Here is a 21,435-nt window from a genome sequence, read left to right as displayed (position 1 = left end):
ATAGATCCATTTCATATCAGCTAAGCACTTTATCCGCTTAAAACGGCATGAGGCGTAGTGCCATCTTGGCGCCAACCCCGAGGCTAGACAGCTAAAACGATTAACCCGGAGTTTCCCGTAGCTGCCTACCGTTCGTCCGAGCGAGGGGGTCAAAAGCACTGAGCGCATCCGTCATTGAAACCGTGTCAATCGGGCTTAAGGTAGGGGCCTACACCCACTGTGGTTCGAGGCCATCATGACCCAAGCTTTGATCTTTGATGCGATACGCACGCCCCGAGGCAAAGGCAAGGTTGACGGTGCCCTGTACAGCGTCAAGCCGGTCAACCTGGTCGCCGGTTTGCTCAGGGCGCTGGCGCAACGCAGCGACCTCGACACCCGCCAGGTGGATGACATTGTGCTTGGGTGCGTCACTCCGGTGGGCGACCAGGGCGCCGATATCGCCAAGACCGCCGCGCTGGTAGCGGACTGGGATATCAGCGTTGCCGGCGTGCAGGTCAACCGCTTCTGCGCCTCGGGCCTGGAGGCCGTCAACCTCGGGGCGATGAAAGTGCGTTCCGGCTTTGAAGACCTGGTGGTGGTCGGCGGCGTCGAGTCCATGTCCCGCGTGCCAATGGGCAGCGACGGGGGCGCCTGGGTTCTCGACCCGCAAACCAACCTGCACAGCCACTTCACACCTCAGGGCATTGGGGCCGACCTGATCGCTACCCTGGAAGGCTTCACCCGCCAGGACGTGGACACCTTTGCCCTACAGTCCCAGCAGAAAGCCGCCAGGGCACGGGCAGACGGATCCTTCAACAAGTCGCTGATCGCGGTGCAGGACCAGAACGGCATTGTGTTGCTGGACCATGACGAATTTATTCGTGGCGACTCCACCCTCGAAGGCCTCGGCAAGCTCAAGCCGAGTTTCGAAATGATCGGCCAGATGGGCTTCGACGCCACCGCGTTGCGGGTCTACAGCCAAGTGGAACGCATCCAGCATGTGCACACACCCGGCAACAGCTCCGGGATTGTCGACGGCGCTGCCTTGATGTTGATTGGCTCCGAGGCCAAAGGGCGCGAGCTCGGCTTGCAGCCGCGCGCGCGGGTTGTTGCCACGGCGGTGACCAGCACCGATCCCACCATCATGCTCACCGGTCCTGCTCCGGCCACGCGCAAGGCGTTGGCCAAGGCCGGCCTGCGCGTCGAGGACATCGACCTGTTCGAGGTCAATGAGGCGTTCGCTTCGGTCGTGCTCAAATTCATCAAGGACATGGGCATCGACGCCGCTCGAGTCAATGTCAATGGCGGCTCCATCGCCATGGGCCACCCGCTGGGCGCCACCGGCTGCGCGATCCTCGGCACCTTGCTCGATGAGCTGGAAGTGCGTCAGCAGCGCTACGGCCTGGCCACCCTGTGTGTCGGCGGTGGCATGGGCATCGCCACTATCATCGAACGCCTCTGAGCCTTAGGGAAACTGTCATGACCGACGCCATTCGTTACGAAAAAGGCCAGGACCAGATCGTGGTGCTGACCCTCGACATGCCCGGCCAAAGCGCCAACACCATGAACGCCACGTACCGTGCGGCCATGGCGGCCACCATTGCGCGCCTGGAGGCAGAAAAAGCCGACCTGGCCGGGGTGATCATTACCTCGGCCAAGAACACGTTTTTTGCCGGCGGTGACCTCAATGAGCTGATCCAGGTCGACACCGCCCACGCCAAGCAATTCTATGACGGCGTCGGCGTGCTCAAGGCGCAACTGCGCAGCCTGGAAACTCTTGGCAAACCGGTGGTGGCCGCGATCAACGGTGCGGCCCTTGGCGGTGGCTGGGAGATTTGCCTGGCCTGCCATCACCGGATCGCGCTGGACGACAACTCTGTGCAGCTCGGCTTGCCTGAAGTCACCCTGGGCCTGTTGCCGGGCGGCGGCGGGGTGGTGCGCATGGTGCGCCTGCTGGGCCTGGAAAAAGCCCTGCCGTATCTGCTGGAAGGCAAGAAAGTGCGGCCGGCGCAGGCATTGCAGGCGGGTCTGATCGATGAAATGGCGGCAGACCGCGATGAGCTGCTGGCCAAATCCCGCGCCTGGATTCTCGCCCATCCCGAGGCCCGGCAGCCGTGGGACAACAAGGGCTATCAGATTCCTGGGGGCACGCCGTCGAACCCGAAAGTTGCGCAGATGCTCGCCATCGCACCGTCGATTCTGCGCAGCAAGACCCAGGGCTGTTTCCCGGCGCCGGAGAAAATCCTTTGCGCTGCCGTGGAAGGCGCTCAAGTGGATTTCGACACGGCGCACTTGATCGAAACCCGCTATTTCACCGAGCTGGTGACCGGGCAGGTGGCGAAAAACATGATCGGCACGTTCTGGTTTCAGCTCAATGAAATCAACGCCGGCCGTTCGCGACCACAGGGCTTTGCGCCTTTTGTGACGCGCAAGCTCGGTGTGCTCGGCGCCGGCATGATGGGGGCGGGCATTGCGTATGCCAGCGCCTGTGCAGGGATCGACGTGGTGCTCAAGGACGTCAACCTGGCGGCGGCCGAAAAGGGCAAGGCCCATTCGGCCGCGTTGCTCGACAAGAACGTCAGCCGTAAGCAATTGACCGCCGAGCAGCGCGAAGCCACCTTGGCGCGGATTTGCCCTACACAGGATGACGCCGACTTGGCCGGCTGTGACCTGGTGATCGAAGCGGTGTTCGAAGACCGCGAACTCAAGGCCAGGGTAGCGTCCGCCGCGCAACGCGTGGTCGGCGCCGACGCGGTGATCGCTTCCAATACCTCGACCTTGCCCATCAGCGGTTTGGCGACTGCGGTGCCGGACCCAGGCAAATTCATCGGCCTGCATTTCTTCAGCCCTGTGGACAAGATGCCCCTGGTGGAGATCATCAAGGGCGCTCACACCAGCGACGAAACCCTGGCGCGGGGTTTTGATTTCGTACTGCAAATCAAGAAAACCCCGATTGTGGTCAACGACAGCCGTGGCTTCTTCACCTCGCGGGTGTTCGCCACATTCACCAACGAAGGCATCGCCATGCTCGGCGAAGGTGTGGCCGCGCCGATGATCGAGACCGAAGCGCGCAAGGCCGGTATGCCGGTCGGGCCACTGGCGGTATCGGATGAAGTATCCCTGAGCCTCATGAGCCATATCCGCCAACAAACCGCCAAGGACCTGCAAGCCCAAGGCGAGGTGCCGAAGGCCCACCCGGCGACGGCGGTGATCGACCTGCTGGTCAACGAATACAAGCGCACGGGCAAGGCCGCCGGTGGCGGTTTTTATGACTATCCAGCAGGCGCCCGGAAGCACCTGTGGCCAGAACTCAAGGCGCGGTTCGAACAGCCCGGTAAACAGATTTCGCCCCAGGACGTGCGCGACCGCTTGCTGTTTATCCAAGCCATCGAAACCGTGCGTTGCGTGGAGGAGGGCGTGTTGATGTCCACGGCCGACGCCAATATCGGTTCGATCTTCGGCATTGGCTTTGCCGCCTGGAGTGGCGGCGCGTTGCAGTTCATCATCCAGTACGGCCTGAACGACTTCATTGCCCGGGCGCGCTATCTGGCCGACACGTATGGCGAACGGTTTGCGCCGCCAGCGCTGCTTCTGGAGAAGGCCGCACAGGGTGAAACGTTCCGCTGATGAGGCGGTGGAGGGCTTGCTTTGAACAGGTGTTTCAAGGCACGCTCTGGGGTGTTCAATATTCCCATCGCCGTGTCAGGTATTTTTTATGTCGCTACGCGTCTGCATCCTGGAAACCGATATCCTGCGTCCAGGCCTGATCGATCAGTACCAAGGTTACGGGCAGATGTTCAAGCGCCTGTTTGCCAAGCAGCCGATCGCCGCCGAGTTTGTGGTTTACAACGTGGTGCAGGGTGAATACCCGCCGGATGACGAAGCCTTTGACGCGTACCTGATCACCGGCAGTAAGGCCGACTCTTTCGGCACCGACCCGTGGATCCAGACCCTCAAGACCTACGTGCTCCAGCGCTACGAGCGTGGCGACAAGTTATTGGGTATCTGCTTCGGCCACCAACTGCTGGCGTTGCTGCTCGGCGGCAAGACCGAACGCGCCAGCCAAGGCTGGGGCATGGGCATTCACGACTACACCCTCGATGCCAAGGCACCCTGGATGAGCCCGCAAGTGCCGGAACTGACGCTATTGATCAGCCACCAGGACCAGGTCACGACCCTGCCGGAAAATGCCACGGTCATTGCCTCGAGCGAGTTTTGCCCCATCGCGGCGTATCACATTGGTGACCAGGTGTTGTGCTTCCAGGGCCACCCGGAATTTGTTCACGACTATTCCCGCGAACTGCTTGAGATTCTTCAGACAACCCTGGGCGAAAAGGTCTATACCAACGGCGTGGCCAGCCTGGAGCGGGACCACCACGGCGCGACCGTGGCGGAATGGATGATGCGCTTTGTGGCGCACACACCTAAAGCCAGCCCGAACGCTTGAAGCTTGCCCACAGGCTGGTGCAGCCCACCGCAATCAACCCGAGCACTGCAAAATAACCGTAGTGCCATTGCAGCTCGGGCATGTTCTGGAAATTCATCCCATAAATCCCCGCGACCGCCGTGGGGAACGCGAGGATCGCCGCCCAAGCGGCGAACTTGCGCTGCACCACGCTCTGGCGCGAGGCCTCCAGTAACACGCCGATCTCGATGGTCTGGCTAGCGATATCGCGTAGGGTCGTCAGGTCTTCCATCTGCCGCGTGACGTGGATCTGCACATCACGGAAATATGGGCGCATGTTCTTGTCGATAAACGGGAAGCTCAGCTTCTGCAGTTCCTGGCTGATCTCCACCATCGGCGCCACATAGCGCTTGAGCCGCAACACGTCGCGGCGCAGGCCGTGAAGGTTCTGGATGTCGCGCTCGCTCAGGGAGCTGCACAGCACGTTGCGCTCCAGTTCATCGATCTCGGCGTGGATCGCCTCGCTGACTGGCTGGTAGTTTTCGGTGACGAAATCCAGCAAGGCATAGAGTACGAAATCTTCGCCATGCTCCAGCAACAACGGACGCGCCTCACAGCGCTGGCGTACAAAACCGTAGGACGCTGAGTGTCCATTACGGGCGGTGATGATGTAGCCATTGCCGGCGAAGATATGGGTTTCGATAAACTCCAGCTTGCCGTTCTCCCGCACCGGTGAATAGGTGACGATAAACAGCGCGTCGCCGAAGGTTTCCAGCTTCGGGCGGCTGTGCTTTTCCATGGCGTCTTCGATGGCCAGTTCGTGCAGGTTGAACTGGCGTTGCAGGTTGTTCAGCTCCTGAGCACTGGGCTCTTCCAGGCCGATCCACACAAAGTGGCCGGGTTTGGCGGCCCAGGCCGCGCCTTCGTCGAGGGTAATATCAGTGACTTTCTTTCCGGCGCTGTAGACGGCGGCCGCAACGACTCTACCCATGGTGCTGATCACTTCTTATCAAGAGGACAGATGTTGGGCAGCTTAGCCCGAATGGCGTTCCGTAGAGTGATCGTTCCCACGCTCTGCGTGGGAATGCCCCCCGTGACGCTCCGCGTCGCCCTGCGCGCTCCTCAGACCACGCCGCAGGCGTTCAAGCGCTTTGCAGCTCACGATCCATCTGCGCAATGCACTCATCCATCTGCGCCTGACACGTTTGCATCAACGCCGGAACGTCATCCGCAGTCATTCCGGCAGTAGGAATCGGCGCCAACGAGCGTATGAGTACATCCCCACTGTTCCAGCGATTAAGTCGCATATGCGTGACGTAATTACTGACACACACCTGCACGATCGGCACACCGGCCGCGATCGCCATATGGAACGCGCCTTTTTTGAACGGCAACAAACCTCTGCCCAGGTTGCGCGTGCCTTCTGGAAACACCCAGATAGACGTGTCTTCGTGTTGCAAGGTGCGGGTAACGGTGAGCATGGCCCGGCGCGCCTTGTGCGCATTGCCGCGGTCGATCAACACATTGCCGGCCAGCCAGAACAACTGGCCGAACAACGGCACCCATTTCAGGCTCTTCTTGGCGATGCATACCGTGCGGTGGGGCACCACGGTGCCGAGCACAAACAGATCGTAGTTGGACTGGTGGTTGGCGATCACCACGCAAGTGCCGGGCTTGTTACGCAGGGAGTCGACATCGGCTTTCAGGTTCAGGCGCAGGATCCACATCGCCGGCAGTGCGTAAAGGCGTGCGCACAGACGGCTGTTGTCCGGATTGAACGGCCGGAAGATCCCCAACAGCACGCCCACTACACCAGCGACTATAAAGTGCATGCTCATCAACAACATACGTAGCAGGAACAGCATCGACACGGCCCACCAGGACAAAAGGTGGCGCAGTGTACGGATGTGCACTGTATTCGGCAATTGCCCCTGCAGAGGTAGGAGATAGGCGATGTTTAAGCGCATGTTTCAACGTGTGCCGATAACGCCTGTCTAGAGCGGCCCGGGTTATTCGGCTTGGATTGTAAGAAAAAGCCCGACTCAAGGTCGGGCTTCGGTACAGCAAGTGTGGGACGTTAAATCAGGTTATGGCTTTGGTCCTGGATGATTGCATCATCCAACGCATCCAGCAGTGCCTTGCGCACTTTCAACTTGGTGTGTTTGTGCGCATTCATATTGATCTTCTTCAACTGCCGCGCCGCTTCCAGTGCCGCCGCGTGCAATTCTTCCGGCGCTACCACCTTGTCGAGGAAGCCCGCTTGCAGAGCGCCTTGCGGGTCAAACATCTCGGCATTGATCACCGACCGATGAAACGCCGACTTGCGCAGACGATCCCGCGCCAGCTCGATACCGGCGTGGTGCATGGTCATGCCAATCGCCACTTCATTCAGGCCAATGCTGAACGGGCCTTCCACACCAATCCGGTAATCCGCCGACAGCAGCAGGAACGCACCCTTGGCCACCGCATGCCCAGGGCACGCCACAATCACCGGGAACGGATGCGCCAACAGCCGACGCGCCAGCGTCGAGCCCGAAGTGACCAGGCCGATGGCCTCTTTAGGGCCGGCCGTCATCACCTTCAAATCATAACCCCCCGACAGAATCCCAGGCGTGCCCGTGATCACCACCACCGCCCGGTCCTTCTCCGCCTGATCCAGCGCCGCATTGAACGCACTGACCACGGCGGGAGAAATGGCATTCACCTTGCCGTTGCTCAGGGTCAGGGTCGCGATACCGTCTTCGAGGTGGTAGGCAATCAACTCACTCATGACGCGGTTCCTTGTAGGACTTGTTATAGAAGATGCAGCAGACGTTACCCACCACGCCCGCGCGGGTAAAGCGCCGTGACTGACTGCCCAGTCAGGCTTTCGCTCCACACCCGACAGCAGAGCGCCTGGGGCAGGGCACCATAGCCAGCGTAGACCATCCCGAGCCATGCCCGAGATTGGCACAATCACCCCCATACACAGACGCTGTTCGGCATACCCGTCTAACCGCATGAAAATTCTGAAAAAAACCTTTGCCATCAGAAAGGCTTTCGACTACATTAGCGCGCCTCGACAGACTGAACTGGTTTGACGAGATACGGTGAAGTGTCCGAGTGGCTTAAGGAGCACGCCTGGAAAGTGTGTATACAAGAAATTGTATCGAGAGTTCGAATCTCTCCTTCACCGCCATATTGATACCTGAAGGCCCCATAAATGGGGCCTTTTTGCATTCTACGGTTTTTGTTCCCCCAATCGGATTTTGGAGCGGTGTCCTTGTCGTCAGGTCGTTCGCGATAGTTGCAGCCTCCAAGAAACCCATGCCGGTTCACTGGATTAATTTGATAGCAACAAACCGGAGGCTCCCATGGATTGCCTGCGGTATGTTGACAATCATGCAATCCACAAGGGAATGGCAATGGTCGACACGGCATTGGAAACAAGGCTCGCTTGCGAAAACTGGAGTGAGCATCTGCATCGCGTAAACGCCAGCGGCTTTACCGTCATCGAGAACCTGCTCGACCCAGACGTCTGCCAGCGTCTTATCGATAGCTACTGCGAGCCGGACATTTTCAGGTCGTGTATCAATATGAGCAGGCACGGCTTCGGTTCAGGCCAATATAAATATTTTGCCTACCCGCTGCCGTCGATTATCGCCACATTGAGATCCTGTGTTTACCCGCAGATGGTCCCACTGGCCAACTATTGGAACACTAAACTTGGCCTCGAACCTCCCTATCCCGAACGCCACGAAGACTTTCTAAGCCAGTGCCACGACGCCCGGCAAGAGCGCCCCACACCGCTGCTGCTGCGCTACGGTGCAGGAGACTACAATTGCCTGCACCGCGACCTGTATGGAGACATTCTGTTTCCCGTGCAGATGGCTATCCTCCTGTCTGAGCCCAATGACGACTTTAGCGGCGGCGAATTCGTGCTTACCGAACAGCGGCCACGAATGCAGTCCAGGGTCAACGTAGTGCCGCTGCGCAAGGGCGATGCAGTGATTTTTGCCGTCAACCGCAGGCCCGTGAAGGGGGCGAGAGGCTTCTACTCCGTATTTACGCGCCACGGCGTGAGCGAGGTCAGAGCGGGGGAGCGGTTTACCCTTGGCGTAATATTCCATGATGCGCAGTGATGGAACGGCCAGACGTTCGAATATGAAAGCAAGACTCGGAGTTTTAACGCGGTTCAATAGCGATAGGCTTGTGCAAATTGCGAAGATGGGGGCATTGCCATGGAATGCGTTAAAGACCAAACCACCCAGCCCGTGCTGAGGGCCGAGGACGATCCGCGCTGGAATATTCTCGTCAACCGCCAGGCTGATGCAGACCTCGATTTCGTCTACGGCGTGCTGACCACCGGGGTTTACTGCAAACCCTTCAGTCCGACCAAGCTGCCTCGGCCAGAAAATATCGTGTTTTTCGACACCGCAGCTGAAGCCGAAAGGGCCGGGTTTCGCCCCTCCAAGCGCGACAGCAGCAACCCGGCGGCCGTCGCCCAGAAGCATGCGGCGGCTGTTGCCGAAGCCTGCCGGCTTATCGATGCATCGGACGTGGTTCCCAACCTGGGTGATCTGGCCGAACAGGTGGGCATGAGCAGCTTCCACTTCCATCGAGTCTTCAAGAAACTTACAGGCCTCACGCCTAAAGCCTACAGCGTCGCTTCATTGCGTTCGCGCGTCAGAGACCAGCTTTCGCTCAGTGGCACCATCACCGACGCTCTTTATGAGGCGGGCTATAACTCCAATAGCCGATTCTATGAGGCATCACAAAATATCCTCGGCATGAAACCCACCGAGTACCGCGCAGGGGGGGCCAATGTGGATATCAAATTCGCACTGGGCGAAAGCGCGCTGGGCTCGATCCTGGTGGCCAGAAGCGCGCGCGGCATTTGCGCGATTTTATTGGGCGATGACCCTAATGTGCTGGTGGAGAGCTTTCAGGACCAGTTCCCCAACGCCAACCTGATTGGTGGCGACGCCGAGTTCGAGGCGCTGGTGGCCACTGTCGTCGGCTTTGTCGAATCGCCGGGCACCGGTTTTGCGCTGCCGTTGGACATCCGTGGCACCGTATTTCAGGAACGGGTTTGGCAGGCGCTGAGGGATATTCCTGCAGGAACGACCGAGACATACGCCCAGGTCGCCGCGCGGATAGGTATGCCCAGTGCCACCCGCGCAGTGGCTAACGCATGCGGGGCCAATAAACTCGCAGTGGCGATTCCATGCCATCGCGTGGTGCGCAGTGATGGATCCTTGTCTGGCTACCGTTGGGGGGTGGAGCGCAAGCGCAAGTTGATCGAGCGCGAGAAAAGCCTGTACGCTGCACACGTTGTCGGATGAACTGCACCGGATAGGGACTGGACGGGGGGAGGGTGCGTAATGAGGCGTTGGAAAGTCATGGATTCCCACGGCAAGCCTGCCCTCAGTTCCAAGCCGGGTCAGTTTGGCGGGCATAAAGGAAGCAAGATCTACGGGCACCTGGACTGCCCGGCTGCACTGCGGGCATTGAGTAAAGGCGGGTATGTGAAGGATCGTGTGTTTTTTATCGATGAACAGACCGCACGATTGGCAGGCTATCGCCCCTGCTTTCGATGCATGCCCGCCAGTCATCGTGAGTGGCAGCGGACAATTGAAGGGCACATAAGGGGGCGTGTGATAACGGAAGAATGTGAACCTTAGACTATCGGTGTATCCGCGTTTTCAACTTGATCAAGCACGCAACTTAGCAGGCCAGTACTGTTAAGTAACAGGACAGCCAAGATTACGTAAATACTACTGAGGTTCATGGGCCATCCCCTGAAGTCAGGCCCATGAAACGTCGCTTGCCAGGCTCGGCGCCCGGCAACTTACTTATTGCGCGGTTTTCAACTTGACCACATCACCGGAAATTTTGGTGGTGTAGCCGTTCAGTACCCAAGCCCAGAACCATTTTTCCTGCACTTGGGTGTTGATCATGGCGTCGCCGCCTTTGGCCTTGATGGCTGCATCCTGGGCGCGGACGAAGCGGCTGTTCTGGCCTATCGGAATAATGCCCAGCAGCATGATGCCGGTGGCGCTGGCTTCGCTGTGGCCGAGCACGGTGTATTGGCTGGCGTCGTATTGCTGGGTTTTCATGGCGGTGCCGGTGCAACCTGCCAGGGTGAAACCAAGAACGGCTGCTGCAACTACTTTACTGACGTACTTCACGCTTAACTCCATGGGCTGAATCTCGAGATTCAATTCTCGAGGCGCGACACTTTAATCGCTCAGATAGCGGATTGAAATCAGCGCGCCAAGGTTTCATTTTACGTGGTGGCAGTCAGGCCTCCTCCCACAGTTGCCCGCGCTCGGTCAGAGATGCAGCCATGCCAGGCTACCCAGCACCACGGCCACACCGCCGGCCGAATACGCCATGCGCTTGAGCCATTCCTTGCGCGTGAGCAAGGTGATCGCCGCCAGTGAGATCGCGATCTGAATCGCCGTCATCGCCTGGGCCCAACGATGGTGCTGGTGCAGCGCTTCTTCGGATTTGCGGTCCCATTCCAGGGAGGTGGCTTCAAGCTTCTCGGCCTGTTTGCGCACCTCTTCCTTCTGGCTTTTATAGCGCTGGATTTCGTCGTTGTAGTGGGCGGCATCCACGCCGGGAATATGTGTGGCCAGTTCCGCCAGGTTCTGGCGGCTGGATTTGGCCTGATAGTAATTCCATTGGTTGGCGGCTTCGGTCTTGATGATCGCAGCGTTGTTTTTGTCCATCGCCGCCTCGCTTTCGCTGGAGCCGGCCTGGTAGCTGAGCATGGCGCCAACGGTGGCCATGATCGCGGTCATCACCGCGATACGGCTGGCGAAGGTGTCGCCACGGCCGTGGGCATGTTCGGTGGTGTGTTCGAGGTGCTTTTCGTGGGGGCTGGGGACTTCGAAAGCTTCGGACATGGCGGCGTCTACGAGGGGGCAGAGGGAGCCTGATTCTTCACCAGTGCAGCTGTCTCAACGCTGTCGATAACGTCGGATCAGGTGCATGTACAGCACGAGGTCATAGCTCAAGTTGACAGGCGTTTATACCAAATGCCTTGGCAATCTTTTCCCGCGTGGTCCGACGCGGTTTGTTTACCGCTTCTTGCTGGGCGAATGCAGATTGTGAAATGCCCAGTCGCTTGGCGACTTCTTCCTGGGTGAGGTTCAGGTGCTCGCGCCAGGCACGTATAGGCGTAGCTCCATCCACCAAGCGACTGACGACAGCATGAGGAATAAGATTCGGGTCGTTTTGCTGGGCCACATAGTGTTCATAGGGAATCACCACGAAGGCTGGCTTGCCCTCGGTATTGTGGATGATCTGTACGGCAGTAGGTTCGCTCGTCACGTTTCTTGACCTCTTGAATGATGTCCCCGTCCCAGTCGAACACTACGCGGTAATGACCTACCCGAAGCCGATAGCCGTGGGGGTAATTAACCAGCTTCTTGACATTGACTGCGTCGGGCACGCGCTCAAGCGCCGACACCGCATCGCGTACCTGTTGCTGATGATAGGTATGCAACCGAAGCAGCTGTTTGACGGATTTACGGGTCCAGTGGATCGAATTCATTGGAGGTTAATAAGTCTTTTATAAGGTTTGCAAGGTGTATTTTCGGGCCTTGGTGAAAGGCTGATCGCTGCCACACACAAACCCTAGACGTGCGCCGCGCGCGCCGGTCGATAAAACTGTTGCCTGGTATGAATACCCGATCCAGGCTTCAGGAAGGTTGCCTGCAAGCAACCAGGGCCGTTATTGTGCTGAATCCTTTTAGTCCTTCCTCCAGGGTTCTGTTGTGATGAACGCACCGCGTACCGCTGTCCCGATCAAGGCTGTGATTTTCGATATGGACGGGTTGTTGCTGGACACCGAAGGCATCTACACCGAAGTCACGCAGATCATCGCCGAACGCTATGGCCGCACCTATGACTGGAGCATCAAGCAGCACATCATTGGGCGCGGTGCCCAGGACTTGGCGGACTATGTGGTCAAGGCGCTGGACTTGCCGATCACGCCGGCTGAGTTTCTGCAGATTCGTGAACCGCTGATGAGCGAGCGTTTCCCCAAAGCCCTGGGCATGCCCGGTGCCGAGGCGTTGGTGCGGCATTTGAAGGCGCATAACATCCCGATTGCGGTGGGCACCAGTTCGTCGCGCAACTCGTTCGGCCACAAGACCACCTTGCACCGCGAGTGGTTTGCTCTGTTCGACACCATCGTGACCGCCGACGACCCGGAAGTCGGTGCCGCCAAGCCTGCGCCGGACATCTTTCTCACTGCCGCGCGCCGCCTGGGTGTGGCGCCCGAGGATTGCCTGGTCTTCGAGGACTCGCCGTTCGGCGTGACGGCGGCGAAAGCGGCGCACATGACCGCCATCGCCGTGCCCGATGAGGCCATGGCCGACAGCAAGTATCAGCATGCCGACCAGATCATCCGCAAACTTGCGGATTTCGACCTGGGTGCTTACGGCCTGCCGCCCATGTCCTGATTGAACACGGAAAAAATGTGGGAGGGGGCTTGCTCCCGATAGCGGTGTATCAGCCAACTTATCAATAGCTGATCCACCTCAATCGGGGGCAAGCCCCCTCCCACATGGGTTGTGCCGTGTTGCTAAATCTCAGGCGCTGAAACCACCGTCGATGGTCAAGCTGGCGCCTGTGATGTACCCGGCTTCCGGCCCGGCAAGGTACGCCACGAAGCTGGCGATTTCCTCCACATGCCCATACCGACCCACCGCCATCAGCCCAATCAAGCTCTCGGCAAAATCACTGTTCGCCGGATTCATGTCGGTATCCACCGGCCCTGGCTGCACGTTATTGATGGTGATACCTCGTGGCCCCAGGTCGCGCGCCAGGCCTTTGGTCAAACCGACCAACGCCGCCTTGCTCATCGCGTACGGACCACCACCGCCAAACGGCATGCGCTCGGCATTGGTGCTGCCGATATTGATCACCCGGCCGCCTTCGCCCATGTGCTTGGCGGCCTCCTGAGTGGCGATAAAGACGCTGCGCACGTTGATTGCCAGGGTCTGATCGAAGTCTTCCAGCTTGAACGCTTCCAGCGGCGCGATGGTCAGCACTCCTGCATTGTTCACCAAAATATCCAGGCGCCCGAAGGTGTCGACTGTGACGTTGACTGCGTTGCGAATCGCCGTGGCATCGGCGCTGTCGGCCTGAATCGCCAGGGCTTTGCCGCCTGCGCTGATCACGCTGTTCTGCAAGGCTTCAGCCTTGGCGGCCGAGTTGATGTAGGTAAAGGCAACGGCGGCGCCTTGCGCGGCGAGGCGCTTGACGATGGCTGCGCCGATGCCGCGGGAACCGCCTTGAACCAAGGCGACTTTGCCAGTGAGGGTAGATGGGGTCATGTCGATCTCCAAGTAGTTGATGAGCCGAGTATCGACCTCCCTCGCCGGTACCGGTAGAGCGTGATTGCTATAGTCTGTGTAAACCAAAAGTTTAGAGTGGGGCGATATGGAAAGCTTTGGCAGTATCGAATGCTTTGTGCGCAGCGCCGAAGGCGGCAGCTTCGCGGAGGCTGCGCGGCACCTGAGCCTGACGCCGGCAGCGGTCGGCAAAAGCGTGGCCAAGCTGGAAGCGCGCCTGGGCGTCAGGCTGTTTCAGCGCAGCACCCGCCGCCTGACCTTGACCGAAGCCGGCAAGCTGTTCCTCGACGAGGTCAGCGGCAGCCTCACCACGATTCAAAACGCCGTGGCCAACCTGGCCAGCGCCGAAGGGCGGCCGGTGGGTACGCTGAAGGTCAGCATGGGCACCGTATTTGGCAATCGGTATGTGGTGCCGTTGCTGGGTGAGTTCATGCGACGCTTCCCGGCTATCAGCCCGGATTGGCATTTCGATAACCGCCAGGTCGACTTGATCGGCCAGGGCTTTGACGCCGCGATTGGCGGTGGCTTCGAACTGCCTCAAGGCGTGGTGGCGCGCAAGTTGACGCCGGCGCACCGGGTGCTGGTGGCTTCACCGGCTTACCTGGCGCAACGCCCTGCGGTGCGTACGCCCGAGGATTTATCGCGCTGCCATGGCATCCTGATCCGCTCACCGCAAACCGGCAGGGTGCGCTCATGGCAACTGACCCACCGCGAGCGCGAGCACAGCCCCCTGGTGCTCAAACCCGCAATGACCATGAGCGATTCGGAAGCCGCCTGCTGCGCCAGCGCCCAAGGGCTGGGCATTGCGTTGGTCAGCATGCCGATGGCTGTGCCGTTCCTCGACAGCGGCGCGGTGGTGCGGGTGTTGCCGGACTGGTATGTGGACGACGGCAATATCTCCATCTACTACGCCGAGCACAAACTACTGCCGGGCAAGACCCGGGCGTTTGTGGATTTTGTGATCGAGCAGTTTGTCGAGCAGCAATTGGGCCGCAGATTCAGTGCGGTCGCAAAGTAAACAGAATTCCAACTGTGGGAGGGGGCTTGCCCCCGATGCGGTGTGTCAGCCAACATATTCATTGGCTGATCCGCCGCATCGGGAGCAAGCCCCCTCCCACAGTTGATCTTCAGTGGCCGAACTTGCCGGGCCAACCTATGACTTTCTTCGGCCTCGGCGTGGCATAGGTCCTGATCTTCGACGTCGACAACCCCAACCGCACCAGCGACTCAGCGATAGTCACCGCCGCCGTCACCCCATCCACCACCGGCACCCCGGTGCGCTGGCGAATCTGCTCGTCCAGCCCGGCCATGCCGCCGCATCCCAGGCAGATTACTTCTGCCTTGTCCTCAAGGATGGCCAGTTCCGCCTGGCGCACGATGGCTTGCATGGCGGCCAGTGGGTCTGCTTCCAGCTCCAGCACCGCCATGCCGCTGGCGCGCACTGAGGCGCAGCGCTGGTACAGGCCGGCGAGTTTCAGCCGGTCTTCGATCAACGGCACTGTGCGGTCCAGGGTGGTCACCACCGAGTAGGCGTGGCCCAGGAACATCGCCATGCTGGCTGCGGCCTCGGTGATATCCACCACCGGCACGTTGAGCAATTCCTGCAGGCCTTCGCGGCCATGCTCGCCGTAGCCGGCCTGGATCACCGCATCGAATGGCTGGTCGTAGGCCATTACGCGATCCATTACCGCGATGGCGGCCAGGTAGCTTTCAAAGTTGCCCTCCACCGACTCGGCGCCGAAGTAGGGAGTGAGCCCGACAATCTCGGTGCCAGGCGAAGCCACACTGCGCGCCTGCTGAGCGATGGTTTGTGTGATGGATTCAGTGGTGTTGACGTTGACCACGAGGATGCGCATGGAAGCTCCTTGTTTAATGACTGGCGTTATCGACTGCAATGCTTTCGCCGCTGACATCGGCGTAGAACGGCTGGCGCTTGGCGATCAGCAGGTACAGCAACCCTGCAATACCGGCGCCAAACAGCCAGGAGAACGGCGAGACGCTGGCAAACCCAGGCAACAATGCCAACAGGATGGCGATCACCGCTGCCGGAACGAACGCCGCCACCGCGCGCAGATTCACGCCCCGGCTGTAGTAATAAACGCCCTGCGCGTCTTCGCTATACAGCTGCGGCACATCCACCTGGCTTTTGCGGATCAGCCAGTAGTCAACCATGATCACCCCATACAACGGCCCCAGCAGCGCGCCCAGTCCGGAAAGGAAATACACGATCACCAGCGGGCTGTTGTAGAGGTTCCAAGGCAGGATCAGCACCGCCACGGTGGCGCTGATCAGGCCCGCGCGGCGGAAGTTCAGGTACTTGGGCGCCAGGTTGCTCAGCACAAACGCTGGTGCGACGAAGTTGGCCATGATATTCACCGCCACGGTAACGATCAGGAAGGCCAGGCAGCCGAGCACGAGAAAGAAGGTATTGGGAATGGCGGCGATGATTTCAGTCGGGCTTTCAATTACCCGGCCATTGAGCTGGAACTGCCCGCCGCACAGCAGCACGGTGATGGCGGCGAACACCAGGATATTCACCGGCAGGCCCCAGAAATTACCCACCAGGATCGTCCTGCGGCAGGGCGAGGAGCGGGCGAAGTCGCAGAAGTTAAGGATCAGCGTGCCGTAGATCGCCAACCACAGCGCACCTCCGGCAAAGATATTGCGCCACATCTCGCCGCCGCTCAGCGGTTCGCGGATCGACCAGGCAATGTTGCCGCCTGCCTGGAAGTACATCCAGCCGGCCAGCGAGGCCACGGTGAGCAGAATCACTGGCCCGGCAAACCCCTCATAGCGACGTACCATTTCCATGCCGTAGGCCAGGATCACCAGTTGCACCAGCCAGATCGCCACGAAGCAAGCCCAGCCGAGCGATGACAGGCCGAGGATCGCGTTGTGATCATAGTCGGCAAACCCTGGATGAACGGCCGTCAACAACACACGGAAAACCACCGAAGCCAGGTAGGTCTGAATACCGAACCAGGCAATCGCAATCACGGCGCGGATCAACGCCGGAATCTGTGCTCCATGAATACCGAAGCTGATACGGCTGATCACGGGAAATGGCACGCCGGTCTTCTGGCCCATGTACCCCGACAAGTTCATGAAAAAGTACACCAGTGCCGCACCGATCCCCAGGGACAACAGGATCTGCCAGCCGCCCAGACCCAATGCATACAAGCCGATGGCAAATGAATAGTTGGCGATGTTGTGCACGTCATTGGTCCACAGCGCAAAGATGCTGTAGCGCCCCCAGCGACGGCCTTCGATCTTGGTCGGGGCGAGGTCCTTGTTGTGCAGGCGTGAGCTGAGTACCAACGGGCCGGGGCTTGCCGCGTCGGGATTCAGGACGGAGGAGGGCAGATCCAGCGCAATGTCATTGGAGAGGCTTGTACGCATTCCGGCAGGCTCCAGCGCATCCGCAGCAGAGCGGCAGATGGCAAAGTGTATGTAGGTTTTGTATTTATTGTATACAAAGCGTATTTCACCTTAAGCCACATGCGTGCCAGTTTTGGGACTATCAAACCTACGGTTAATTTTGTTTTTATCGCTGATTGAAATAACTGGCTGAATTGAAAGCGATATAAATTGACCGTTTGAACAGCTATTTATTTTTATGAGGAAGAGGGCAGACTCAGGAGGGCAAAAATAGAGAGGAAAGAAGTGTTACGTTTTGGTGCGATTCATATTGGATTGCACACATAAATGGCACCTATGGTTACAGCTATGTGTACATTTTCATCGCCAACACAGAACAAATGTGGGAGGGGGCTTGCCCTCGATAGTGCCGGGTCAGTCACCCCATACAGTGCCTGACACTATGCCATCGGGAGCAAGCCCCCTCCCACAGGTTAACTGTGTCAGGCCTTCGTCTTGCTGATGATATTCCCCGCATGCAGCCCGCATTCCTTCTGCGTGGCTTCCTCCCACCACCAACGACCTTCGCGCTCATGCTGGTTCGGCAGCACAGGACGGGTGCAGGGCTCGCAGCCGATGCTGATAAAACCGCGTTCATGCAGGCTGTTATAGGGCAGCTCCAGCATGCGGATATAACCCCAGATCTCCTCGCTGGTCATTTGCGCCAGCGGATTGAATTTGTACAAGGTACGTTCCGGGGTAGAAAACGCCGTATCGATTTCCAGCGCGGCCACCTGGCTGCGGGTGCCAGGGCTCTGGTCGCGGCGCTGGCCGGTGGCCCAGGCGCGCACGCCTGCCAGTTTGCGGCGCAGCGGTTCGATCTTGCGTATGCCACAGCACTCGCCATGACCGTCCTTATAGAAGCTGAACAGGCCCTTCTCCTTGACGAAGGGTTCCAGCTTGCTCTGGTCCGGCGAGATCAGTTCGATGTCGATCTTGTAGAACTCACGCACCTGTTCGATGAACCGGTAGGTTTCCGGGTGCAGGCGACCGGTGTCGAGGCTGAACACCTTGACGTTCTTGTTCAGCTTCCAGGCCATGTCCACCAGCACCACATCCTCGGCGCCGCTGAAGGAAATCCACAGGTCGTCACCGAACTGGCTGAACGCCAGCTTGAGGATGTCCTGAGCGGACTTGTTGGCATAGGTCGTGGCGAGTTCAACGACGTCGAAGGCTTGGTTCATCAGGACGGTTCCTACAGGTCAGTGGCGCTGAGCGCTCTATAGGGGGCGATGGTATCAAAATCTACCCTGCGTTGCGGCGGCGTGCTTGAGTCGCTAGAGTTCGGCAGTCCTTTTGCTCGCTCAACTTGAATAATACGAACGGAGTGTCCTGTGGAAATTGCCTGTCTCGACCTGGAAGGGGTACTGGTTCCGGAAATCTGGATCGCCTTCGCCGAAAAAACCGGTATCCAATCCCTGCGCGCCACCACCCGTGACATTCCCGACTACGACGTGTTGATGCAGCAGCGCCTGCGTATCCTCGATGAGCACGGGCTCAAGCTTGCCGATATCCAGGAAGTGATTGCCACCCTCAAGCCCCTGGACGGCGCCATCGAGTTCGTCAACTGGCTGCGCGAGCGCTTCCAGGTGGTGATCCTCTCCGACACCTTCTACGAATTCTCCCAACCGCTGATGCGCCAGCTGGGCTTTCCGACCCTGCTCTGTCATCGCCTGATTACCGATGAAAACGACCGGGTGGTCAGCTACCAACTGCGCCAGAAAGATCCCAAGCGCCAGTCGGTATTGGCGTTCAAGACGCTGTACTACCGAGTGATTGCGGCGGGGGATTCCTATAACGACACCACCATGCTGGGTGAGGCAGACCGAGGGATTCTATTCCACGCGCCGGAGAATGTGATTCGCGAGTTCCCGCAGTTTCCGGCGGTGCATACGTTTGAGGATTTGAAGCGGGAGTTTATCAAGGCGTCCAGCCGACAGTTGAGCCTGTAAATTATCTGGCGCGGCTGATGGCCTCATCGGGAGCAAGCCCTCTCCACATGGCCCTCCCAGCTGCGCCTAAATGCCCGCCAGTAACCGTTCATATGGGATACACAATCCCTCATGCAGGCGTTTGATCATCGCCAGGCTCAGCTTGCGCTTGCCGTTCAACACTTCTGAAACTCGCCCGCTGGGGCCGATGAATGGCTCCAGATCGCGGGCAGTCAAGCCCATTTGTTCCATGCGGAATTTAATCGCTTCCACTGGGTCCGAAGGCGGCATCGGAAAGTGTTCCGCCTCGTACTTCTCGATCAGAACAGCGAGAATTTCCAGCTCGTCACCTTCGGCACTGCCGATGGCCGCTCCCCAAATCTGCTCAACGCGCGCGAGCGCAGCGGCCAGGTCTTCCTGAGAGTGAATAGGTTTGATGTTCATTACACGGTCTCCGCATTGATTGTGTCGTACTGCGCGTGGGTGCCGACAAAGCGGATGAAGCCAAGCTGTCGCTCATAATCGATCGACATGACCACCCGGTACTTGTTGCCACCCACGTTGAATACAACCCTGCCGCTTTTGAGGATGCTTGCAGTCCTGAGCTCAGCCTTGAGTGCCTGGGGTGTCGGATAAAGGGTCTTTTCCATATGGCGATACCACTCAACCAAGGGCGTTTTTGCATCGGCAGAAGCCGGATGGCTTTCCCAGAACCTTCGTAAGGTTGAGAGGGCGATTATTCGCATCGCTCTTTCCTCCCATATTGGGAGATAGTAGGCCCGAGTGGGTGAGCATGCAATCCCTGAAACAAGTTCTGACGATTGAGGGGCATATGTGATCCTTCACAGACGGCCGTTGGGCGGCGGAAGTCGGACGCTATCGCGCCGCTCACCGTTGGTCCACCACCGTTCTGATTCAGGTTTTTTCGTGCCGAAGTCGCTGCCCTCAGCGGCAGGAGTGGCTTGGGTGCTAGAGGCCTTCCAACGTGTGTAACAACACCTGTACCTTGGTCAGCGACTCCTGATATTCCGCCTCCCACTGCGAGTCCGCCACGATCCCGCCGCCGCCCCAGCAGCACACCTGTGCGTCCTTGACCAGCAAACTGCGGATGGCGATGGAGCTGTCCATCTCGCCGCGCACGTCCAGATACATCAGCGAACCGCAGTACAGGCCGCGTCGGGTCGGTTCCAGTTCGTCGATGATCTGCATGGCGCGGATCTTCGGCGCACCGGTGATGGAGCCGCCGGGGAAGCTGCCGGCGATGAGGTCGAGGGCATCTTTATCGTCGGCCAAAGTGCCGGTGACGCTGCTCACCAGATGGTGCACGTTGGGGTAGCTTTCCAGGCTGAACAACTCGGGGACTTTTACCGAGCCGATACGGCAACTGCGGCCGAGGTCGTTGCGCAGCAGGTCGACAATCATCAGGTTTTCCGCGCGGTCCTTGGGGCTGGCCAAGAGGTCGGCGGCGTGTGCCGCATCTTCTTGCGGCGTCGGGCCACGGGGGCGGGTGCCTTTGATCGGGCGGGTTTCAACCTGGCGCTGGCTGACCTTGACGAAGCGTTCCGGCGACAGGCTCAGCACCGCGCCACCTTCCGGCAGGCTCTGGAACCCGGAAAACGGCGTCGGGCAGGCCTTGCGCAGCGCGCAATAGGCGGCCCACGGATCACCGATGCAGGGCGCGCGAAAGCGCTGGGCGAAGTTGACCTGGTAGCAATCGCCTGCCTGGATATAGTCCTGAATACGCACGATGGCCTGCCGATAGGCCTCGGCCGTCAGGTCCGGTGCCATGGGCCCTTGCAACTTGAACGCCGCAGACGTGTCGACGACGGCGGCGCTGAACAGGCTGATCAGGCGTTGCCGTTCGCTGTCTGCAAGGCTGGGGTGGAATACCAGTTGGCTGGACTGCGCAGCGTGATCGCTGATCAGCGCCCAGGCATACAGTCCCAAGCGCGCGTCCGGCAGGTGCAAGTCGTCTACCGCCAGGTGCGGCATCTGTTCCAGGTGTCGGCCGAAATCGTAACTCAGATAGCCGATCAAGCCTCCGGCAAACGGCAGCTCCAAGCCAGCGGGCAATGCCGCTTCGCCCAAGTGCGTCAGGCTTTTGCGCAAACGTTGCAGGAAATCGCCGCCGCTTTCGTCAGGCTCAACCGCCAAGGTCGCTTCAGGCCAGGCGCTGAGCAGGTCATAACGGCCACGCTCCGCCGTCGGTCGGCCGCTGTCGAGCAGCACCGCACCGGGCGCATGGCGAATCGCCGCAAAATACTCGGCGGGGTTGGCCCGATAGGGCAACGGGTAAACGGAACAGGTCGACATGCGGGGGTGAATCAGCCAGTGGCGCGAGGGGAGGGGATTG

22 protein-coding genes, 1 tRNA gene and 1 pseudogene are annotated in these 21,435 nt (G+C 59.4%); 10 read left to right on the top strand and 14 right to left on the bottom strand.

The annotated features are described in order from the left end of the window. Window positions 1-235 precede the first annotated feature (235 nt). The 3 genes from C4J91_RS20370 (at window position 236) to C4J91_RS20360 (ending at window position 4,426) form a co-directional block, all read left to right on the top strand. Entirely contained in the window at window positions 236-1,441 is a 1,206-nt protein-coding gene (locus tag C4J91_RS20370; RefSeq protein ID WP_124363972.1) for an acetyl-CoA C-acetyltransferase, read from the top strand. A gap of 17 nt (window positions 1,442-1,458) precedes the next feature. After that, window positions 1,459-3,606 carry a 3-hydroxyacyl-CoA dehydrogenase NAD-binding domain-containing protein gene (locus C4J91_RS20365; RefSeq protein ID WP_124363971.1) on the top strand — a complete coding sequence of 716 codons (2,148 nt, stop codon included), beginning with the start codon at window positions 1,459-1,461 and terminating at the stop codon, window positions 3,604-3,606. Window positions 3,607-3,694: 88 nt separating this feature from the next. Next, window positions 3,695-4,426: an amidotransferase gene (locus tag C4J91_RS20360; protein ID WP_124363970.1), complete on the top strand. Its 732-nt coding sequence runs from the start codon at window positions 3,695-3,697 to the stop codon at window positions 4,424-4,426. Here the strand turns inward: C4J91_RS20360 and C4J91_RS20355 are convergent. From C4J91_RS20355 to C4J91_RS20345, 3 genes are all read right to left on the bottom strand, one after another. Next, on the bottom strand, window positions 4,404-5,375 hold the full coding sequence (locus C4J91_RS20355) for a magnesium and cobalt transport protein CorA (RefSeq protein WP_124363969.1): 972 nt from the start codon (window positions 5,373-5,375) through the stop codon (window positions 4,404-4,406). The genes C4J91_RS20360 and C4J91_RS20355 overlap by 23 nt on opposite strands. A gap of 151 nt (window positions 5,376-5,526) precedes the next feature. Then, a complete protein-coding gene (locus C4J91_RS20350; RefSeq protein WP_124363968.1) occupies window positions 5,527-6,249 on the bottom strand; it encodes a 1-acylglycerol-3-phosphate O-acyltransferase in 723 nt (240 codons plus the stop codon). 212 nt (window positions 6,250-6,461) lie between these two features. Further along, the gene (locus tag C4J91_RS20345; protein WP_124363967.1) at window positions 6,462-7,154 is read right to left on the bottom strand and encodes a crotonase/enoyl-CoA hydratase family protein; all 693 of its coding nucleotides are present in this window, start codon (window positions 7,152-7,154) and stop codon (window positions 6,462-6,464) included. A 318-nt stretch (window positions 7,155-7,472) separates the two neighbouring features. On the opposite strand from C4J91_RS20345, the gene C4J91_RS20340 reads away from it, so the two are divergent. The 4 genes from C4J91_RS20340 (at window position 7,473) to C4J91_RS20325 (ending at window position 10,047) form a co-directional block, all read left to right on the top strand. Beyond that, window positions 7,473-7,562: transfer RNA gene (locus C4J91_RS20340), tRNA-Ser, on the top strand. A 226-nt stretch (window positions 7,563-7,788) separates the two neighbouring features. Beyond that, a complete protein-coding gene (locus tag C4J91_RS20335) occupies window positions 7,789-8,505 on the top strand; it encodes a 2OG-Fe(II) oxygenase (protein WP_124365197.1) in 717 nt (238 codons plus the stop codon). A gap of 99 nt (window positions 8,506-8,604) precedes the next feature. Beyond that, window positions 8,605-9,708, top strand: coding sequence for a bifunctional DNA-binding transcriptional regulator/O6-methylguanine-DNA methyltransferase Ada (gene ada / locus C4J91_RS20330; RefSeq protein WP_124363966.1), 1,104 nt, complete (start codon window positions 8,605-8,607; stop codon window positions 9,706-9,708). Window positions 9,709-9,747: 39 nt separating this feature from the next. Further along, entirely contained in the window at window positions 9,748-10,047 is a 300-nt protein-coding gene (locus tag C4J91_RS20325) for an Ada metal-binding domain-containing protein (RefSeq protein ID WP_124363965.1), read from the top strand. A gap of 171 nt (window positions 10,048-10,218) precedes the next feature. On the opposite strand, the gene C4J91_RS20320 is transcribed toward C4J91_RS20325, so the two are convergent. The 4 genes and pseudogenes from C4J91_RS20320 to C4J91_RS20305 form a co-directional block, all read right to left on the bottom strand. Continuing rightward, the gene (locus C4J91_RS20320) at window positions 10,219-10,554 is read right to left on the bottom strand and encodes a hypothetical protein (protein WP_124363964.1); all 336 of its coding nucleotides are present in this window, start codon (window positions 10,552-10,554) and stop codon (window positions 10,219-10,221) included. Window positions 10,555-10,698: 144 nt separating this feature from the next. After that, on the bottom strand, window positions 10,699-11,277 hold the full coding sequence (locus C4J91_RS20315; protein ID WP_124363963.1) for a DUF4337 domain-containing protein: 579 nt from the start codon (window positions 11,275-11,277) through the stop codon (window positions 10,699-10,701). Between the two features lie 100 nt (window positions 11,278-11,377). Next, window positions 11,378-11,704 carry a helix-turn-helix domain-containing protein gene (locus C4J91_RS20310; protein WP_124363962.1) on the bottom strand — a complete coding sequence of 109 codons (327 nt, stop codon included), beginning with the start codon at window positions 11,702-11,704 and terminating at the stop codon, window positions 11,378-11,380. Next, window positions 11,688-11,927: pseudogene (locus C4J91_RS20305) on the bottom strand (type II toxin-antitoxin system RelE/ParE family toxin); the annotation flags it as partial. The pseudogene C4J91_RS20305 and the gene C4J91_RS20310, both read right to left, overlap by 17 nt. 226 nt (window positions 11,928-12,153) lie before the next feature. On the opposite strand from C4J91_RS20305, the gene C4J91_RS20300 reads away from it, so the two are divergent. Next, a complete protein-coding gene (locus C4J91_RS20300; protein WP_124363960.1) occupies window positions 12,154-12,840 on the top strand; it encodes an HAD-IA family hydrolase in 687 nt (228 codons plus the stop codon). A 129-nt stretch (window positions 12,841-12,969) separates the two neighbouring features. Here C4J91_RS20300 and C4J91_RS20295 read toward each other — a convergent pair whose 3' ends face one another. After that, the gene (locus C4J91_RS20295) at window positions 12,970-13,716 is read right to left on the bottom strand and encodes a 3-oxoacyl-ACP reductase family protein (protein WP_124363959.1); all 747 of its coding nucleotides are present in this window, start codon (window positions 13,714-13,716) and stop codon (window positions 12,970-12,972) included. Between the two features lie 106 nt (window positions 13,717-13,822). On the opposite strand from C4J91_RS20295, the gene C4J91_RS20290 reads away from it, so the two are divergent. Then, complete coding sequence (locus C4J91_RS20290; protein ID WP_124363958.1) at window positions 13,823-14,752, top strand: LysR family transcriptional regulator; 930 nt, start codon at window positions 13,823-13,825, stop codon at window positions 14,750-14,752. 109 nt (window positions 14,753-14,861) lie between these two features. Here C4J91_RS20290 and C4J91_RS20285 read toward each other — a convergent pair whose 3' ends face one another. The 3 genes from C4J91_RS20285 to C4J91_RS20275 all read right to left on the bottom strand — a co-directional run bounded on the left by C4J91_RS20285 (window position 14,862) and on the right by C4J91_RS20275 (window position 18,335). Beyond that, entirely contained in the window at window positions 14,862-15,590 is a 729-nt protein-coding gene (locus C4J91_RS20285; RefSeq protein WP_124363957.1) for an aspartate/glutamate racemase family protein, read from the bottom strand. Window positions 15,591-15,603: 13 nt separating this feature from the next. Then, a complete protein-coding gene (locus C4J91_RS20280) occupies window positions 15,604-17,133 on the bottom strand; it encodes an NCS1 family nucleobase:cation symporter-1 (RefSeq protein ID WP_124363956.1) in 1,530 nt (509 codons plus the stop codon). 461 nt (window positions 17,134-17,594) lie between these two features. Continuing rightward, window positions 17,595-18,335 (bottom strand): phosphoadenylyl-sulfate reductase, encoded by a 741-nt coding sequence (locus tag C4J91_RS20275; RefSeq protein WP_124363955.1) that lies wholly within the window; start codon window positions 18,333-18,335, stop codon window positions 17,595-17,597. Window positions 18,336-18,485: 150 nt separating this feature from the next. On the opposite strand from C4J91_RS20275, the gene thrH reads away from it, so the two are divergent. Further along, window positions 18,486-19,103: a bifunctional phosphoserine phosphatase/homoserine phosphotransferase ThrH gene (gene thrH / locus C4J91_RS20270; RefSeq protein WP_124363954.1), complete on the top strand. Its 618-nt coding sequence runs from the start codon at window positions 18,486-18,488 to the stop codon at window positions 19,101-19,103. A 66-nt stretch (window positions 19,104-19,169) separates the two neighbouring features. Here the strand turns inward: thrH and C4J91_RS20265 are convergent, their stop codons facing one another. The 3 genes from C4J91_RS20265 to pabB form a co-directional block, all read right to left on the bottom strand. Then, window positions 19,170-19,526 carry a type II toxin-antitoxin system HigA family antitoxin gene (locus tag C4J91_RS20265; RefSeq protein WP_124363953.1) on the bottom strand — a complete coding sequence of 119 codons (357 nt, stop codon included), beginning with the start codon at window positions 19,524-19,526 and terminating at the stop codon, window positions 19,170-19,172. Next, window positions 19,526-19,828 carry a type II toxin-antitoxin system HigB family toxin gene (locus C4J91_RS20260; RefSeq protein WP_124363952.1) on the bottom strand — a complete coding sequence of 101 codons (303 nt, stop codon included), beginning with the start codon at window positions 19,826-19,828 and terminating at the stop codon, window positions 19,526-19,528. Before C4J91_RS20260 ends, C4J91_RS20265 begins: the two co-directional genes overlap by 1 nt. 223 nt (window positions 19,829-20,051) lie before the next feature. Continuing rightward, on the bottom strand, window positions 20,052-21,395 hold the full coding sequence (gene pabB / locus C4J91_RS20255; protein ID WP_124363951.1) for an aminodeoxychorismate synthase component I: 1,344 nt from the start codon (window positions 21,393-21,395) through the stop codon (window positions 20,052-20,054). Window positions 21,396-21,435 lie beyond the last annotated feature (40 nt).

The sequence above is a fragment of the Pseudomonas sp. R3-52-08 genome (assembly GCF_003851745.1).
Classification (GTDB): domain Bacteria; phylum Pseudomonadota; class Gammaproteobacteria; order Pseudomonadales; family Pseudomonadaceae; genus Aquipseudomonas.
This window is presented reverse-complemented; position numbering and strand designations above follow the sequence as displayed.

Excerpts from the sequence above, each read along its gene's own strand:
- C4J91_RS20350 (WP_124363968.1), bottom strand. The coding sequence starts at position 6,249 with ATGCTGTTCCTGCTACGTATGTTGTTGATGAGCATGCACTTTATAGTC.
- C4J91_RS20260 (WP_124363952.1), bottom strand. The coding sequence starts at position 19,828 with ATGCGAATAATCGCCCTCTCAACCTTACGAAGGTTCTGGGAAAGCCAT.
- C4J91_RS20290 (WP_124363958.1), top strand. The coding sequence starts at position 13,823 with ATGGAAAGCTTTGGCAGTATCGAATGCTTTGTGCGCAGCGCCGAAGGC.
- C4J91_RS20275 (WP_124363955.1), bottom strand. The coding sequence starts at position 18,335 with ATGAACCAAGCCTTCGACGTCGTTGAACTCGCCACGACCTATGCCAAC.
- ada (WP_124363966.1), top strand. The coding sequence starts at position 8,605 with ATGGAATGCGTTAAAGACCAAACCACCCAGCCCGTGCTGAGGGCCGAG.
- C4J91_RS20315 (WP_124363963.1), bottom strand. The coding sequence starts at position 11,277 with ATGTCCGAAGCTTTCGAAGTCCCCAGCCCCCACGAAAAGCACCTCGAA.
- C4J91_RS20265 (WP_124363953.1), bottom strand. The coding sequence starts at position 19,526 with ATGAACATCAAACCTATTCACTCTCAGGAAGACCTGGCCGCTGCGCTC.
- C4J91_RS20370 (WP_124363972.1), top strand. The coding sequence starts at position 236 with ATGACCCAAGCTTTGATCTTTGATGCGATACGCACGCCCCGAGGCAAA.
- C4J91_RS20300 (WP_124363960.1), top strand. The coding sequence starts at position 12,154 with ATGAACGCACCGCGTACCGCTGTCCCGATCAAGGCTGTGATTTTCGAT.
- C4J91_RS20355 (WP_124363969.1), bottom strand. The coding sequence starts at position 5,375 with ATGGGTAGAGTCGTTGCGGCCGCCGTCTACAGCGCCGGAAAGAAAGTC.
- C4J91_RS20325 (WP_124363965.1), top strand. The coding sequence starts at position 9,748 with ATGAGGCGTTGGAAAGTCATGGATTCCCACGGCAAGCCTGCCCTCAGT.
- C4J91_RS20285 (WP_124363957.1), bottom strand. The coding sequence starts at position 15,590 with ATGCGCATCCTCGTGGTCAACGTCAACACCACTGAATCCATCACACAA.
- C4J91_RS20280 (WP_124363956.1), bottom strand. The coding sequence starts at position 17,133 with ATGCGTACAAGCCTCTCCAATGACATTGCGCTGGATCTGCCCTCCTCC.
- C4J91_RS20360 (WP_124363970.1), top strand. The coding sequence starts at position 3,695 with ATGTCGCTACGCGTCTGCATCCTGGAAACCGATATCCTGCGTCCAGGC.
- C4J91_RS20335 (WP_124365197.1), top strand. The coding sequence starts at position 7,789 with ATGGTCGACACGGCATTGGAAACAAGGCTCGCTTGCGAAAACTGGAGT.
- C4J91_RS20345 (WP_124363967.1), bottom strand. The coding sequence starts at position 7,154 with ATGAGTGAGTTGATTGCCTACCACCTCGAAGACGGTATCGCGACCCTG.
- C4J91_RS20365 (WP_124363971.1), top strand. The coding sequence starts at position 1,459 with ATGACCGACGCCATTCGTTACGAAAAAGGCCAGGACCAGATCGTGGTG.
- pabB (WP_124363951.1), bottom strand. The coding sequence starts at position 21,395 with ATGTCGACCTGTTCCGTTTACCCGTTGCCCTATCGGGCCAACCCCGCC.
- C4J91_RS20295 (WP_124363959.1), bottom strand. The coding sequence starts at position 13,716 with ATGACCCCATCTACCCTCACTGGCAAAGTCGCCTTGGTTCAAGGCGGT.